The sequence below is a fragment of the Siphonobacter sp. SORGH_AS_0500 genome (assembly GCF_031453245.1).
Lineage (GTDB): Bacteria > Bacteroidota > Bacteroidia > Cytophagales > Spirosomataceae > Siphonobacter.
The window spans coordinates 132,579-149,363 of sequence record NZ_JAVIYT010000006.1 but is presented as its reverse complement, the minus strand read 5'-3'; the positions used below and the strand labels follow the sequence as shown (position 1 = coordinate 149,363).

Below are 16,785 nucleotides of genomic sequence, written 5' to 3'. Positions count from 1 at the left end.
TCAAGCTTATTGGGTCATGCGGTAACTTGATTGAACCAGCCCCGCCCCATTTCTGAGAAGGTCTCTCTCTTCGTTCGAGATGACAGGCAGGAAAAATTGGCTCCCCCCGTCGCTCGGCTAGAGCCGAGCGACTGCGAAGGAACCCCATCTGTCTTCCAGAACTAACCGAAGAACCTCCACTGGTGCGAGATACCTTCTCGTTCAGAACCCCTGATTCGCCCTAATGTCTTCGATTATGAATTTTAGACAGCTTTTAAAAGATAAGGAGTTTGGGGGGTATATTCAGGTGAGCTCTTTGGCCTGACCCCTCGTTGAAAAGATAAATAACTCATCCCCTTTTTACAATTATACGTTTTGTTCAACCGTGTAAGATTTGTGTATAGTAACGAAAAAGTAGCGATGCAGGCTGTTTTACCTATAAATGGCCGTTTTATAGAGATGATCCCTAAGAAAATATTCTTATGAAATTATTTCATACGTATTTATAAAACCCGATTTGTTAAAATCAAAAGCCTTTTTATACAATTTAGATATTTTGTTATACAATACATTTGTAGCGTCGAAAGTCTCCATTAGTTATGTTTTGCACGAGCCTCGCGTATGAAAAAGTTCTGCCTTGCTCTGGATTTGAAGGACGATCCCGAGCTCATCCGCCAGTATGAAACTTATCACAAATCCGAAAATGCCTGGCCTGAAGTCACCCAAAGCATACTCGATAGTGGCGTGACCGCCATGGAGATCTATCGCACCGGCAATCGGCTCTTTATGATTATGGAAACAAAGGATGATTTTGACTTTCGTGTGAAAGAGCAAATGGATCGTAATAATGTCAAAGTCATGGAATGGGAAGCCCTCATGTCACAATTCCAGCTTCCATTGAGCTGGTCAGCTGAACATGAAAAATGGGTACAAATGGATCGTATCTTTACCTTAATCCCTGCTTAACCTCTGGGTCACCAATGTATACAATCGTTCTATTTTAGTAACGTATATTTGCAAACGTTACTAAAATAGGGCACGACCTATTTTCTAAATCCTCATGCTTAATGATCTCCTCCGAAGGCGAAGCCTCCAAAATTCAGGATAATTTCTCAAGCTATTCCTTGCATACTGTCTATTATACATGACTGAATACTAAAGTATTAGCTTTAGTATGTTTTGATGTCAGTTCGCAATAGAAGAGGTAAATAGTACGAAAAGCATAGGCTCATGTTTTCAATAAGTCAACTTCTCACCAGCCAATGCTCTCGAGTATGGTGCATGATATATTTCTCTCAACTTAACAACGCATGAGTTCATCTACCAATCATCAAAAAACAGGCTTTGCCTTCTTTCTTATTGCCTTTCTTTTTTTCTTATGGGGTTTTGCTCACAATTTAGACCCCATTCTGATCCCCCATTTAAAGCGATCCTTTGCCCTAACTACGACTCAATCGACATTGGTTGATTCTTCTGTTTTTATCGCTTACTTTCTGATGGCCCTTCCAGCAGGATTAGCTATCAAAAAATGGGGCTACCAAAATTGCATCATCCTGGGTTTACTTTTATTTTCAGTAGGCTGTTTCCTATTCATTCCTGCGGCAAATCTGCAATCCTATTCTTTCTTTCTAGTCGCTCTATTCGTCATTGCCTGTGGATTAACTTTTTTGGAAACATCAGCTAACCCCTACGCTAGTGCATTGGGAACTCCGGAAACTAGTACGCAACGACTCAATTTAGCTCAGTCATTCAATGGTTTAGCTACGGCTCTGGCTCCTGTCATCGGAGCCAGGGTTATCTTAACGAGAAGCTATTCAGACACCGAGCTTTCGGCCATGTCTGAATCATTACGGATGCAAGCCTTAGCCTCGGAAGCTTCCTCAGTGAAGCTTCCCTACCTGATTTTAGGAATGATTTTATTGATTATTGCCATCATTTTTAAATTAATAAAACTTCCTCAAATCAATTACAAAACTTCCCATCATCAGAAAAGTCAGTCTATTTTCCATGCGTTCAAACACCGTCATTTAACGTGGGCTGTTGTTGCTCAGTTTTTCTATGTAGGTGCTCAAGTTTGTATATTCAGTTTGTTTATTCTATACGCTACGCAAGTAGCTTCACTTCCCGAAATTCAAGCAGCCGATTATTTGGGAGTTTGTGGAATTGCCTTGCTAATCGGCAGATTCCTGGGTACTTTCTTCATGCGATTTGTAGCTCCAAATCGACTTTTAACCCTTTATGCGGGAATAAATGTTTTCCTGTGTCTGATTGCCATCATGGCCCATGGCCTCATTACCGTATACGCGATAGTACTGATTTGCTTCTTCATGTCAATCATGTTTCCAACCATCTTTGCGTTGGGTATCAAGAATTTGGGAGCAGATACAGAATATGGTAGTAGTCTCATTATTATGTCCATTGTCGGAGGAGCTCTATTACCCAGGTTGTTTGGTTACCTAAGCGATGTAACCGGCAGTATCCAAGTGGGATATTTTGTACCATTGCTAAGCTTTATAGTTATAGTCATTTACGGGTTGTATGGGTATAAATCGGCCCCTACTAAAAAGGATACGGGCCCAACGCTCGTTTCTTTTTCTCACTAGCCCTCATTTTTTGATTAGGCTTCTTACTTAAATGGTTACCCAAGTAGTTCCAGTGAAATCTTGGACTACGCCCGACCACCAACAATACATTACCTCTAGCTATTCATCATAGCTTTTTAATCCTTTCTAGTATCAATCACTATGAAAACACTCGTTTGTGTTTCACCGGGGCACTTTGAATATCAATCCACAACAACGCCTTCCATTAAACCGGGCTTCTCCCTGCTTGCGATCAAACGCATTGGAATTTGTGGTACTGATTTGCATGCTTATCAAGGGAATCAGCCCTTTTTCAACTACCCTCGTACCCTGGGGCACGAGCTTTCAGCCGAGGTAGTACTGACGGATAACCCTGATTTTAAACCCGGTGATGCAGTAACCTTCATTCCATACTTTTATTGTGGCCTTTGTATTGCGTGCCGAAGCGGTAAACCCAATTGCTGTAAACATATTCGGGTCAGTGGCGTGCATATTGATGGGGGCATGACGGAACAACTTCTGGTTCCTTCTTACGCTTTAATTAAAGCAGAAGGGCTTAGCTATGATGAGCTTGCTTTAGTCGAGCCACTGGCTATCGGGGCACATGGTATTCGTCGGGCTAACGTCGTTAAAGATGAATTTGTCCTGATCATCGGTGCGGGTCCTATTGGATTAGGAGCCATGGAATTTGCCAGGATTGCAGGGGCAAAAGTCATTGCAATGGACATCAACGACGATAGGCTTACCTTCTGTAGTAAAACCCTAGGCGTAGATTATACCATAAACCCACGGCGAGAAAACCCTCTGGAGAAACTGGAACTCATTACGAATAGAGGTATGCCTACAGTTGTGATTGATGCAACAGGTAATCTGAATGCCATTAACTCGGGCTTTACGTACTTAGCTCATGGAGGCAGGTATGTATTAGTAGGCTTACAAAAGGAAAATATTACTTTTAGTCATCCCGAATTTCATAAAAGAGAAGCTACATTGATGAGCAGTAGAAACGCCACCAGAGCCGATTTTATACACGTCATGGATTGCATGCGAAAAGGCTTAGTCTCTCCGGCCACTTACATTACTCATCGGGTAGATTTTGATCAGGTACGAGACTGCTTCGAAGACTTCTTAGATCCGAACAATAAGGTTATTAAAGCAATGATTCATTTAAAATAGCTAATGCAGTGAACGACGTACTTAGAAAACTCTTTTTCACGATCACAAGCTTCACGTGGGTTACCTTCGCAGGTATGGCCCAGAATCAACCGCAATGGGGAGCCTGGGAGCACTGGGGAGACCAGAAAAATGGAACCTACCGGAATCCCATCATTCCCAGCGATTACAGCGATTTGGACTGCATTCGGGTAGGAGAAACCTATTACGCCATCTCTTCCACCTTCCAGTTCTCTCCCGGTATGATTATCCTGGAGTCAAAAGACCTGGTGAATTGGAAAATCTGCGGTCATGCCGTTTCAGATCTTACCCAGATCTCCGATGAATTATCCTGGCAGAAAATGAATCGGTACGGCAAAGGCATTTGGGCGGGATCTTTGAGACATCATAATAATCGCTTTTACCTGTATTTCGGAACGCCTGACGAAGGGTATTTCATGACTTCAGCGGCCAAAGCGGAAGGCCCATGGGAACCGCTAACTCCCCTACTCAAGCAACCCGGCTGGGATGATTGCTCGGTAATCTGGGACGAACAGGGCAAAGGCTATTTCATCGGTACTCACTTTGCCGATGGTTACAAAACGTATCTTTTCAACATGTCTGCCGACGGAAAGTCCATTGACCGACAATCGGCCATTCTAGTAAATGCCGGGTCAGGAAGAGAAGCCAGTAAGTTACTCAAGGTCAAGGATTGGTATTATCTCATCTTCAGTGAACACAAGCCCGACAAAGGACGGTATGTGATGGCCAAGCGGTCCAGAACGATCACGGGCCCATATGCCGAAGAAAAGCAACTCGCTCTGACAAGTCAGGAAGCCATGGAACCCAATCAGGGAGGAATTATACCAGGGAAGGATGGGAAATGGTACTTTCTGACTCACCACGGCACGGGCGACTGGTCAGGACGAATCGTAAGCTTACTACCCGTTACCTGGATCAATGACTGGCCGATCATTGGCACGGTACTCGGGGATTCGATTGGAACCATGACCTGGGAGGGTAAAATTCCTTCCGCTAATGCTGGCGGATATTCTCTGGCCCGAAGCGATGAGTTTAATATGCCCGTAATAGCCCAGCAATGGGAATGGAATTATCAGCCCAGAAGCGAAAAGTATTCGCTCCGTGAACGTAAGGGCTGGCTCCGACTCGAAGCTTTCAAGCCCCTGAAAAACAATGAATTATTAACAGCGGGCAATACCCTGACGCAACGTTGTTTTAGAACACGTAGCAATGAAGTCATCGTGAAGCTGGATATCACTCGCATGGCTAGCGGACAGCGAAGCGGATTATGCCACTTCTCCCAGCAACAAGCTGCCATTGGCATTGCTCAGGAGGGCTCAACCCGCTGGATTGAATATCGAAAGAATGGAACAGTCATAAAGGGAGATATCCTTACCGGATCTTCGATCTGGCTGCGTTCGGTCTGGGGATTAGATGGAAAGTCTACTTTTTCGTATAGTATGGATGGTAAAAAGTATACCTCTTTGGGCGAGCCCTATACTTTAGCCTGGGGTTACTATCGGGGGGATAGAATCGGTCTCTACTCCTTTAACAACGAAGCCGAAAAAGGATCAGTAGATATTGACTATTTCCATTACACGATTGAAAAGTAGAGCATTCAGAAGATAAAATTATAGTACGCGTATTTATATACGTACTACTTGCTTAACCCATACGTTCTAGGTAGAATCAGAATGAAGCCTGATTCTGCCTACCCAAAACTTAAATGAGGTATGAATAGTATTCGTTATTCTTCTCTTCTTGTTAGCGGTAGCTGTCCGTGTGAACGCTCAGCAATTGTATTCGCCTAATAAAAAAATAGAACTGAGCTTATCTCAGTCCAAAGAAAAACCGGGCAGCTGGTTTTTGTCCGTTCATTATCATGGGAAAGCTAAAACCCCCGTATTTTCTCAAATCAAGCTTGGACTCGAAAGGGAAGATCAATCATTTACAGACAACCTTTCTTTAAAGAGCAGTAGTAAGCCTGTACCTATCAAAGAACAGTACACCGCTCTTCACGGGAAAAGCTCGAAACGGGAGAATGAAGCTCAGGAAATCACCTTTGCTTTCGTGAATACCAAAGGTAGTAAGTTGAACGTAGTGGCCCGAGCCTATAACAATGGCATTGCTTTTAAATACGAGTTTCCCGAGAAAGGACAGGGACCACTGGTCATGAAACGCGAAGCAACGGCTTTTGAAGTGGAAGATAAGGCCGAACGTTGGTTACAGAAGTTTGTTACCAGCTATGAAGGTTTTTACCCCGATCAAAAAGACTCTACCCTAACTGGAGAATGGGGCTATCCGGCTTTGTTCAAAACGGGAAATCAAGAACCCTGCTGGGCCTTACTAACCGAAGCAAATGTAGATCGTAACTATTGTGCCACTAAACTCAGTAATAGGCTGAGCAAATCCAGTTATCACCTGGAATATCCAGCCGCGACAGATGGATTTAATACCGGGCAGGTCAACCCTACGCTAACGTTACCCTGGAGTTCTCCCTGGAGGGTAGCTATCATCGGACAACTAGCGGACCTTGTTGAATCTACCTTGGTTGAAGATGTAAGTAAGCCCTCCCAGCTCACGAAGACCGACTGGATTAAGCCAGGAGTTTCGTCCTGGGTCTACTGGGCTTATAATCACGGAACGAAAGACTACAAAAAGCTTTGCGAGTACATTGACTTAGCGGCCCGAATGGGCTGGCCCTATACCCTGATGGACTGGGAATGGGACGAAATGACGAACGGAGGAACGCTCGAAGATGCCGTAAATTATGCGAAATCGAAGGGGATCAAACCTTTGCTTTGGTATAATTCTGGGGGAGCACACAATCAGGTTACCTCCGGTCCTAGAGATCGACTGACTACGCCGGAATCCAGAGCTAAAGAATTTGCCTGGTTAAAGAAGATTGGAATCTATGGAGTAAAAGTAGATTTTTTTGAAAGCGACAAGCAGGATATGATGCGGTATTACCTGGATATTCTGGAAGATGCGGCACGCTATGAATTAATGGTCAACTTTCACGGCAGCACGGTTCCGAGGGGCTGGAGCCGGACCTACCCACATTTAATGAGTATGGAAGCCGTTTATGGAGGCGAGCAGTATAACAATCAGGAATATATGACTACGAAAGGAGCCTGGCATAATACCCTATTGCCCTTCACTCGTAATGTCATCGGTCCGATGGATTATACGCCCGTCGCTTTTACCAATTCTCAGCATGCTCATACGACTACTTACTCCCACGAACTGGCCCTTGCGGTGCTATTCGAATCGGGCATACAGCATTTGGCGGATCGTCCACAGGGCTTTGATCAGTTACCGGACCCCGCAAAATTTATGCTCAAAGAAGTGCCCAATGCCTGGGACGAAACGCAATTTCTAGCCGGGTACCCCGGAAAAGAAGTCGTTATAGCCCGAAGAAAAGCAGGCCGCTGGTATGTGGCAGGCATTAACGGAGAAGATCGATCGAAAAAAATTTCCATCCCCTTTCATTTCCTGACTAAAGGCAAAACCTATCGGGCTGAACTTATTGCCGATGGTGAGTATGACTCAGGTTTCAACGTCAAATATACAACTGTGAAAGAAGGAGATGCTCTGGAAGTAGAGTGCTTGCCTCGGGGCGGCTTTACGCTGATTTTAAATGAAATGTAATACTTACTTTTTGCATTAGTAAGGCATGTATTTGCCCGAACAGCAGTAAATGATTTACTGCTGTTCGGGCAAATTAGGTGTAAGTCCTAATTACTAGTATTCAGTAAAGTCTGAGAAGTTGTTTAAAGGTTTACGACAAAACAAATAGGAATCGGTCCGATAATTTGGGGTTACTAACTTTCAAATTACCCTGTCATGAATCCAACAGGTTTGAACCATTCCTACAAAGAAGCTATTCCACTACTACTTTCCACCCTGCATTTGGCGACGTAAACGGAAGCACTGCATTCGCTTTATTAGTATTGCTATCTTATGCATTAGTTAAGGGAACTTACGTGACATCAGATACCAAATGATCCCAGCCTAGTCATTAGTGTACGATTCTTCGATTAACTGCTAATGCTTGTACTGAGTTATTCTAGTGGGTGAAGCATATGGTCTGCTTTTGCCATTAGTGCCTTACGAGTAATTAAAATCGCCCCTGGTCTTCGGATGTGACAGGGAGTTCAGCCGTAAGTATTCTGAGTGCAGAAGCTGCCCAACACCTATCCCTCTGAGCCAAACATGATCTTTTCTCTCACCAAACCAAACATTCCTTAGAGAAGTATAAATACCATTGAATAGGATCTATTTAATGAATGATTCCACGCAGTGCTAATTGTATCCATAAAATGAACTCAGTACCTACTTTTGTTTTATGAGACTATTAGTAATTGAAGATGATGACCGGGTCGCTCATCTGATTGGTCGAGGTTTTGAGGAAGAGGGCTGGCGGGTAGACCTGGCTTTTGATGGACAGATGGGTAAGCGACTCGCGTTAACGCCTGATCATGATGCGATCATCATGGATCTCATTTTACCTAAACTCAATGGGCTGGATTTATGTCGCGAAATTCGCCAGGCCCGGCCGGATGTACCCATTCTTATGCTTACCGCTTTGGGAACCACGGACGATAAGGTGGAAGGATTCGATGCCGGGGCCGACGATTATCTGGTGAAACCCTTTGAGTTCCGCGAACTCTCCGTGCGGCTCCGCACCCTACTTAAACGGCAGGCCCGACAGCCAGTGGGGTCGCCGGTTACGCTGCGGCTGGCCGATCTGGAACTGAATGTGGTAACCCATACGGTTACCAGAGCGGGGCAGGAAATACCCCTGACTCCTAAAGAATTCAAGTTACTGGAATACATGCTCCTGCACCAGGAACGCTTGCTGACCCGTGCCGAAATTGCCGAGAAGGTCTGGGATACCCATTTTGATACCGGTACTAATTTCATCGACGTGTATATCAACTACCTACGCAAAAAAATTGACCGGGATTATGAGCCGAAGCTTATTCACACTAAATCAGGCGTTGGGTTTGTGCTTAAAATAGGCTAGATCGATGAAAATTCGTACGCGTCTGACGCTGCTTTTTACCGCCATTTTTGCTACGCTGTTAGTCACATTTGCCTTCGTGGTCTTCTTCGCCTACAGCCAAAATCGTCGGCAGGCGTATTATGACCGATTACGGGAACAGGCTGTGACCAAGGCGGATCTGTTGCTGGATGCCCAGGTGTCCCCCTCGGTGCTACAGGTCATCTATCGTCATATGGCTTCTTCGCCTTTTCAGGAGGAAGTAGCTATTTATGATACGGCGTTTCACCTGCTTTATCACGATGCGGTCGAGGTGGACAAGGTCAAGGAAACTCCGTCCATGATTAAAACGATTCTCCAGCAGCGGGAACTTCGGTTTGAGCAAGCCAACACCCAGGTCATTGGTTTTTTACACCATCGACGAGGCATTCCGTATGTCATCACAGCGGCTGGTCGTGACCAGCTAGGCTTAGCGAAAATGCGTTCGCTGGGTTTAATTCTAGTACTTACCCTTTTAGGAGCGGTTGGACTACTGTTATTGGTCGGTTATTTCCTGGCTCGAAAGACCCTGGAACCCGTAGCCCAAATGGTGGCTCAGGTCGGTGATATTACAGCCAGTAATCTGGACCAACGAGTGCTCGGAGAAACTGGGCAGGATGAGTTAGCTGAGCTGGCCCGGACGTTTAACCAGATGCTCGACCGGCTGGAACATTCTTTCGACGCTCAGCGACAGTTTGTCTCCAATATTGCCCATGAATTACGGACACCACTGTCGGCCATCGTGGCCGAACTGGATCTGGCCGCTGTCCGGGAGCGAACCGTCCCCGAGTATCGGGCCGTCATTGAACGCACCTCTGCCGATGCCCGCAAACTAGTCCGTTTGTCTAATGGCCTGTTCGATCTGGCCAAAGCCAATTATGACCCCTCGGAAATTGCCTTCCGTCATTTGCGTCTCGATGAAATTCTGTTGGATGCCCGGCAGGATCTGCTACGGGCCAATCCAGACTATATGGTCGAATTATTCGTTGAGCAGGAAGGCGACGATGCCGACGTTATGTCGATGTACGGGAACGAATACTTACTACGGGTAGCCTTTAAAAATCTGCTGGAAAACGGGTGTAAATTTTCTCCCGACCACCGCTGTACAGTAACCCTTACGCATACCTATCAAACAGCCATCCTACGCTTTGACGACCGGGGAATTGGGATTCCGCCCGACGAACTCCTGGATTTGTTCAAACCCTTTCATCGGGGACGTAATGTTCAACATATTGATGGGAATGGCATTGGTTTGCCACTCACCCAACGTATCATCCACCTGCATAAAGGCACCATCCAGCTAACTTCCCGCCTGCAGGAAGGCACTACCGTGACCGTCGAATTGCCCCACGTGTGACGGTTCTTCTAATAGAATTCTAATAATTTTCTGTGAGTTTTCTAACAGCTGCTTCTTAAGCATTGGCCTACTTTTGCCCTCGTTAATCGAAAAGAAAATCGTATGGACGCTGGTCCGAGTCATCGCTCATCTCTTTCTATACTACCGGGTCTGTTGGGGCCAGGGGTCGCTCCGTAGTGCATTATTTGCATGAAGTGACCCATCTGCTCCACCAAAGGCCACGGGCAGATGGGCGGCTGGACGGCTTCGTATTTATCAGAAAGGAGACCTGTGATGACTACGCTAGTATTTGCCGAACGTTTAGCCATGGCCATGCTGTTAGGGGCACTTGTGGGTTTCGAGCGGCAATGGCAGCAGAAAAGTGCCGGGCTACGTACCAATACGCTGGTATCGCTCGGTGCAGCCGCCTTTATTCTCTTATCGGTGGCCATGACCGATGCGAAAGGCGATCCCTCACGGGTGGCAGGGCAGATTGTGACAGGAATTGGTTTTCTGGGGGCGGGAGTGATTATGCGTAATGGTCTGAACGTGCAGGGGCTCAATACGGCCGCTACCATCTGGTGCTCGGCAGCCGTCGGTAGCTTGTGCGGAGTGGGATTGTTAGGCGAAGCAGTGGTCACGACTACCGCTATCGTGCTGACCCACCTGTTGCTACGTCCGCTCGGGACCCGCATTAGTCGTGCCCCCGTTAACCGAGCTGACGAAGCCGAGCAAACCGACTACCTGATTAGTGTCAAGTGCCGTGAAACTGTCGAAAATCACATTCGGGTCCTGCTCATGCAGTACCTAACGGGCGACGAAAATTTACTATTACGATCCCTGACCAGCCATGACAACGGTCACCCCGCCAACGCTATCATCACCGCTGAAATTATAGCGGCAGGCCAACAGGAGCATCGGATGGAACGCATTGTGAGTCGATTAACTATCGAGGAGCAGGTTACCCAGGTCAGTTGGGCGGTAGTAGGCCAACAGGTTGATTTATAAGCATTTTCTAAAGTCGACCGGATTATAAACCTTATCCTTTGCCACCTAACTTAAGTGTATAAAAGCTGAATTTTCATTTAGCCTGACCTATCTTCCTATGCTTTGTTTTAAGTGCATTACTCAGCTACTACTAGTAATGAGTCTGCTATGGGCCTGCCAACCCAAACCCACCCAGCAGGCTGAAGAGCCCAATCTGGTTATGAAAGGTGATACCGTTGTGGTCCCCGCCAGATCTACCATTCGCTCCCAGCTCAAAACGTATCTGGTCACCCAGGAGCAGTATCGACAGCAACTGACCTCGGCTGCTACGGTGCAGGCGATCCCCAATCAGTACGCCGACATTGCTCCTCCTTTCGATGGCCGTATTCTCCGCTCGTTTGTGCAACTCGGCCAGTCGGTTGCTGCAGGTGCTCCTTTGTTTGAACTCAGTTCACCCGATTTTACCGACGCTCAGAAGGCTTATTTTCAGGCGAGGCAACAGCACCAGTTGGCCGACCTGAATTTCAAACGCCAGCAGGATCTGATGGAAAACGGCGTAGGTACCCAGCGGGAACTGGAAGAAGCACGAACCAACGCGGCTATTCAGCAAAAAGAGTACGAAAATGCCCTGGTCAGCCTCCGGTTATTCCGGGCCGACGCGGCCAAACTCACGCTCGGTCAGCCGCTGGTCGTTCGTTCACCCATTGCTGGGCAGGTGATCCGTAACAGCATTGTAGTCGGACAATACCTGACCGATAATGCGACTCCTGTAGCTACCGTTGCGGAATTGTCCAAAGTCTGGGTGGCCGGGCAGGTCAAAGAAAAAGACATTCGGTTTGTCCACCAGAACGACGAAGTAAGCGTGCAGGTGACGGCTTATCCGGGCGAAAACATTCCCGGTCGGGTTTTTCACCTGAGCGAAACCGTAGATGAAGCAACCAAAGCCATTGAGGCACTGGTGCTTTGCCCTAATCCGAACCGGAAACTCAAACCCGGCATGTACGCCACCATTCGATTCATTGAACAGGCTCAGCCCACCATCCTGATTCCAGCAGCCGCCCTGTTGCAAAAAGAAGAAAAAAGCTACGTCTTTCTGCAAACGGCTCCCGGTCATTATATCCGCCGGTCTTTGGAAACGGGTGATACCCAAAACGGACGGGTAGTAGTCAAATCAGGGTTAAAAGCCGGTGATGTCATTGTATCGACCGGTGCTTTCTATCTACTTCAGGCCGAACAATAAGCCCGCTTCCCATGAATCAACTCGTTCGTTCCGCTATCCAGAAGCGTTGGCTGATGGTAGCCCTGTTTGTCCTGATCGGGGTATTTGGCTATTATTCCTGGACACAACTTAGCATTGAAGCCTATCCCGATATCGCCGACGTAACGTCACAGGTTATTACACAAGTGCCCGGGCTGGCGGCTGAAGAAGTCGAACAGCAGATAACCATTCCCCTCGAACGTGCCCTCAACGGTATTCCGGGGCTGCACGTCATGCGTTCCAAAAGCACCTTTGGCTTGTCCATGATTACCCTCGTCTTTGAAGACGGTGTCGAGGACTACTGGGCTCGCCAACGCATGACCGAGCGAATCAATGGTGTAGATCTGCCGTACGGAGCTACGCCCGAGCTGGATCCGCTGACTTCGCCCATCGGGGAGATTTACCGCTACATCATCGTCAGTGACCGCTACAGCCTACGTGAGTTAAAAGACATGCAGGACTGGACGATTATTCCCCGGCTCAAACAGGTTTTCGGGGTCGTCGATGTAACAAATTTCGGGGGTATCACCACCCAGTATCAGGTCGAGATCGATCCACGTAAATTAACTCAGTACAACCTGTCGCTCAGCAACGTAACGGATCAAATCGGGAAAAATAACGCCAATGTCGGCGGCAGTATCCTTAACCGGGGCGATGAAGGCTACGTTGTTCGGGGTATCGGGTTACTCAAATCACTGGACGATATTGGTAACATCGTTGTCGCCACCAATAAAGGGGTTCCCGTATTTGTCAAAGATCTGGGAACGGTCAAGTATGGTCAACTGGAGCGAAAAGGCGTTCTGGGCTACACAGACCACCAGCATGGTTATCCCGAAAGTATTGAAGGGATTGTATTGCTACTGAAGCGGGAAAACCCGTCGCACGTACTCGAAGGAGTACATCAGGCCGTTAACGAACTCAATCACGGGCTATTACCCGAAGGCGTACAGATTGTACCGTTTAGCGACCGCACCGCACTGGTAAAAACGACTCTGAACACCGTTTCGCACACCCTACTGGAAGGCATTGGGCTGGTCGTTGTCGTCCTGATCGTCTTTCTGGGCAATTGGCGGGGGGCTTTACTGGTGGCTATTACCATTCCGCTGGCTTTATTGATGGCCTTTATCCTGATGCACCTGACCAATATTCCGGCGAATCTGCTTTCGCTCGGAGCCATTGACTTCGGGATCATTGTCGATGGGGCCATTGTAATGATGGAAACCATCCTGAAACAGCGTGAACATCATCCCGACGAGGTATTGGAAGAAAAAAGCATTGCCGAACAAGCCATGCAGGTGGCCCGCCCGATCTTTTTTGCTACGCTGATCATTATCACGGCCTACCTGCCCTTGTTTGCCTTTGAGCGGGTCGAACGAAAACTGTTTACGCCTATGGCCTTCACGGTAGGCTATGCCCTGTTTGGGGCACTGATGGTGGCACTCCTACTGATTCCCGGACTGGCGTATGCTACGTATCGCAAGCCCCGTAAGCTGTTTCACAACAAGTGGCTGGAACGGCTGAACGAGGGCTACCACAACCAGGTTGTTCGAATTCTGGAACGACCCAAGCGGGTGTTTGCTCCCTTGGGAGTCGTGCTGGTCGGAGCTATTGTGCTGACAGGAATGGTTGGTAAAGATTTTCTGCCGCCCCTGGATGAAGGTTCGATCTGGCTTCAGGTGACGCTGCCGCCCGGCCTGACCCTGCAACGGTCGCGGGACATGGCTAACCAGCTCCGGGCTGTTACGCTCCGCCATCCGGAAGTAACGTACATGATGACGCAGGCCGGACGGAACGACGACGGAACGGACCCCTGGACACCTTCGCATTTTGAGTGCTCGATTGGTCTCAAACCCTACGATGAGTGGCCTTCCGGAATGACCAAATACGATCTGATCAATCAACTAGCGGCCGATTACGCCACAATGCCGGGGTATACCGTCGGCTTTTCCCAACCCATGATCGACGGAGTTATGGACAAGATTTCCGGGGCACACTCGGAACTGGTGGTTAAAATCTACGGGAAGGATTTTAAAGAAACCCGGCATCTGGCCGAGCGGGTGGAGCGGGTTCTTCGGCAAACGCCCGGTGCCGTTGACGTAGCTATCGACCAGGAACCACCTTTGCCGCAGCTCCAGATTAAAGTAGACCGCGACGCGGTGGCCCGGTACGGGCTAAACGTCGCAGACGTTGCAGAACTGATTGAAGTGGCCATCGGAGGAAAAGCCGTCTCGCAGATTTTTATCGGCGAAAAAGTGTACGACATCACCTGCCGCTTCACCGAAGACAGCCGCCGAACCCCCGAAGACATCGGTAACCTAACCCTGACAACGCCGAGCGGAACCAAGATTCCCCTCTCTCAGGTGGCTCTGATTCAACTCAACACGGGAGAAAGTACCATTACCCGCGAGATGAACAAACGGCATTTGACGGTAAAGCTCAATGTGCGGGGCCGTGATCTGACATCCCTGTTAACGGATGCTCAGGCTCGTATTGCCCAGCAGGTGAAGTTCGACCCTGTCAAATACCAGATCAAATGGGGTGGTCAGTTTGAAAACCAGAACCGGGCCTACGCCCATTTAGCCTTTATCGTGCCGTTGGCCCTGGCTATTATGTTTTTGTTATTATATGCCGCCTTCGGTACGTTTAGTCAGGCAGGGCTGATTCTGTCGGTTGTGCCGTTGGCTTTGTTCGGAGGAATGCTGGCTCTGAACATTCGGGGTATGACGTTGAACGTATCCAGTGCGGTAGGCTTTATCGCTCTTTTTGGGGTAGCTATCCAGAACGGTGTCTTGATGATTTCTAACCTAAACCGGCTTCGCCGGGAAGGAATGGCCCTGAAAGAAGCCGTATTAGCTGGCACGCATGAGCGATTCAGACCCATTCTGATGACGGCTACGGTTGCCGTACTGGGCCTGTTACCGGCTTCCCTGGCGACGGGTATCGGTTCAGACGTTCAGCGACCCCTGGCAACCGTTATCGTGTACGGCTTGTTTGTGGCGACGGCCATTACCCTATTTGTTTTACCAGCTCTGTATTTTCTATTGGAGTCCCGTTCGTCGAGTCTGACCAAACCCAACGCTGGCGACACTAACTCATCCACCCCTTCCGCCGTATGATTCAGGTTATTTTTCGTCAAACAATAGGTGTTTTGCTGCTCACCGCTCTGGCCATTCCCGCTGTTCAGGCCCAGGTCGATACGACGTTCCGGCGGGAGCCACTGGCATTTGCTGCGTATCTGGGTCAGGTGGGTCAGCAAAACCTAAGCTATGCCAGTCAGCAGTTCAATGTCGATGTAGCACAGGCCGCCATTGCTCAAGCCCGTATTTTTCCCGATCCTACGCTGGGGGTTGGCTATTTTAATAATGGCCAGCGTCGACTCCAAACGGGTTACGGTTTCCTGTTTCAGTATAGCCAAACGCTGGAGCTGGGCGGAAAGCGACGGGCCCGTATCCATCTGGCACAAAGCCAAACCGAACTGGCCCAGGCTACGCTGCTCGATTTTTTTCGGCTACTTCGGGCCGATGCCACGCTAGGCTTTCTGGAAGGCATCCATCGGCAGCGGATTTTTCAGATTCAGCAGATGAATTACCGCTACCTGGTTCAGTTGGCCGAAGCCAACCAGAAACGGAATCGTCTGGGAACGCTCTCCGAAGTAGATGCCATTCAATCGCGGGTGGAGGCCGACAATGCCCTGAACAGCCTGATTCAGGCCGAAGCTGACTGGAAAACGGCCCTGATTGCCCTGGGACAGTTTCGGAGTGGCTTACCCAAAGATACCTTATATCAGCCCGTCGGTGATCTTTCCCGCTTCGATCGCACCTTTGCGTTAGAACCGCTCATTATTCAGGCACAAAACACTCGGGCTGACTTACTAGCCGCCCGACAGGGACAGGATGTAGCCCAAAAAGCCTTGCAACTTGCCCGAGCCAACCGCATGATTGATCTGGGGCTATCGCTCAGTAATAACTACGTCAGCCGGATCACCAACATCATTGAACCCACGCCTTCCTACAATACCCTATCGGCGGGCATAGCCATTCCACTTAAATTTTCCAATCGCTACAACAGTGATATACGGATCGCTCGTTTGCAGAGCCAGCAAGCCGATCTGGCTTATCGGCAAGTCGAGGTACAGATTCGGGTTGAGGTCACGCAGGCCTTTGAGCAATATGGAGCCGCCCGACGACAAATCCAGCAATTCAACAACGATCTATTAACCCGGGCACAGCGGGTGCTGGAAGGTCGGATTTATTCGTACAACCGGGGTGAATCTTCGCTGCTGGAAGTACTGGCTGCCCGGCAAACGTTCAATCAGTTACAACTAGCCTATACCGAAGCCTTGATTACGTATGCCTCGGCTTTAGTAAATCTGGAACGAACGGCGGGTATCTGGGATATTGATTTTTAAGCCATTAGCTATCCAGTC

General features: G+C 48.3%; 11 protein-coding genes. All 11 read left to right on the top strand.

Annotated elements, in window-relative coordinates; all coding sequences use genetic code 11:
- Positions 1 to 600: 600 nt before the first annotated feature.
- On the top strand, positions 601 to 945 hold the full coding sequence (locus QE357_RS22205) for an L-rhamnose mutarotase (RefSeq protein WP_309712608.1): 345 nt from the start codon (positions 601 to 603) through the stop codon (positions 943 to 945).
- Positions 946 to 1,289: 344 nt separating this feature from the next.
- The gene (gene fucP / locus QE357_RS22200) at positions 1,290 to 2,582 is read left to right on the top strand and encodes an L-fucose:H+ symporter permease (protein WP_309712605.1); all 1,293 of its coding nucleotides are present in this window, start codon (positions 1,290 to 1,292) and stop codon (positions 2,580 to 2,582) included.
- A 141-nt stretch (positions 2,583 to 2,723) separates the two neighbouring features.
- Complete coding sequence (locus QE357_RS22195) at positions 2,724 to 3,737, top strand: zinc-binding alcohol dehydrogenase family protein (protein WP_309712602.1); 1,014 nt, start codon at positions 2,724 to 2,726, stop codon at positions 3,735 to 3,737.
- Positions 3,738 to 3,745: 8 nt separating this feature from the next.
- A complete protein-coding gene (locus QE357_RS22190) occupies positions 3,746 to 5,347 on the top strand; it encodes a glycoside hydrolase 43 family protein (RefSeq protein ID WP_309712599.1) in 1,602 nt (533 codons plus the stop codon).
- Positions 5,348 to 5,516: 169 nt separating this feature from the next.
- Entirely contained in the window at positions 5,517 to 7,385 is a 1,869-nt protein-coding gene (locus QE357_RS22185) for a glycoside hydrolase family 97 catalytic domain-containing protein (RefSeq protein ID WP_309712596.1), read from the top strand.
- Positions 7,386 to 8,082: 697 nt separating this feature from the next.
- Entirely contained in the window at positions 8,083 to 8,763 is a 681-nt protein-coding gene (locus QE357_RS22180) for a response regulator transcription factor (RefSeq protein ID WP_309712593.1), read from the top strand.
- Positions 8,764 to 8,767: 4 nt separating this feature from the next.
- Positions 8,768 to 10,135 carry a HAMP domain-containing sensor histidine kinase gene (locus QE357_RS22175; RefSeq protein WP_106638387.1) on the top strand — a complete coding sequence of 456 codons (1,368 nt, stop codon included), beginning with the start codon at positions 8,768 to 8,770 and terminating at the stop codon, positions 10,133 to 10,135.
- A gap of 273 nt (positions 10,136 to 10,408) precedes the next feature.
- On the top strand, positions 10,409 to 11,122 hold the full coding sequence (locus tag QE357_RS22170) for an MgtC/SapB family protein (RefSeq protein ID WP_106638388.1): 714 nt from the start codon (positions 10,409 to 10,411) through the stop codon (positions 11,120 to 11,122).
- 136 nt (positions 11,123 to 11,258) lie between these two features.
- Positions 11,259 to 12,341: an efflux RND transporter periplasmic adaptor subunit gene (locus QE357_RS22165; protein WP_309712585.1), complete on the top strand. Its 1,083-nt coding sequence runs from the start codon at positions 11,259 to 11,261 to the stop codon at positions 12,339 to 12,341.
- Positions 12,342 to 12,352: 11 nt separating this feature from the next.
- On the top strand, positions 12,353 to 15,475 hold the full coding sequence (locus QE357_RS22160; RefSeq protein ID WP_106638390.1) for an efflux RND transporter permease subunit: 3,123 nt from the start codon (positions 12,353 to 12,355) through the stop codon (positions 15,473 to 15,475).
- Positions 15,472 to 16,767 carry a TolC family protein gene (locus tag QE357_RS22155; RefSeq protein ID WP_106638391.1) on the top strand — a complete coding sequence of 432 codons (1,296 nt, stop codon included), beginning with the start codon at positions 15,472 to 15,474 and terminating at the stop codon, positions 16,765 to 16,767. The genes QE357_RS22160 and QE357_RS22155 overlap by 4 nt, the downstream gene beginning before the upstream one ends.
- Positions 16,768 to 16,785 lie beyond the last annotated feature (18 nt).

Bases quoted from the DNA above. Each gene is read 5' to 3' on its own strand.
- QE357_RS22160 (WP_106638390.1), top strand. From the start codon at position 12,353: ATGAATCAACTCGTTCGTTCCGCTATCCAGAAGCGTTGGCTGATGGTA.
- QE357_RS22175 (WP_106638387.1), top strand. From the start codon at position 8,768: ATGAAAATTCGTACGCGTCTGACGCTGCTTTTTACCGCCATTTTTGCT.
- QE357_RS22205 (WP_309712608.1), top strand. From the start codon at position 601: ATGAAAAAGTTCTGCCTTGCTCTGGATTTGAAGGACGATCCCGAGCTC.
- QE357_RS22165 (WP_309712585.1), top strand. From the start codon at position 11,259: ATGAGTCTGCTATGGGCCTGCCAACCCAAACCCACCCAGCAGGCTGAA.
- QE357_RS22170 (WP_106638388.1), top strand. From the start codon at position 10,409: ATGACTACGCTAGTATTTGCCGAACGTTTAGCCATGGCCATGCTGTTA.
- fucP (WP_309712605.1), top strand. From the start codon at position 1,290: ATGAGTTCATCTACCAATCATCAAAAAACAGGCTTTGCCTTCTTTCTT.
- QE357_RS22195 (WP_309712602.1), top strand. From the start codon at position 2,724: ATGAAAACACTCGTTTGTGTTTCACCGGGGCACTTTGAATATCAATCC.
- QE357_RS22155 (WP_106638391.1), top strand. From the start codon at position 15,472: ATGATTCAGGTTATTTTTCGTCAAACAATAGGTGTTTTGCTGCTCACC.
- QE357_RS22180 (WP_309712593.1), top strand. From the start codon at position 8,083: ATGAGACTATTAGTAATTGAAGATGATGACCGGGTCGCTCATCTGATT.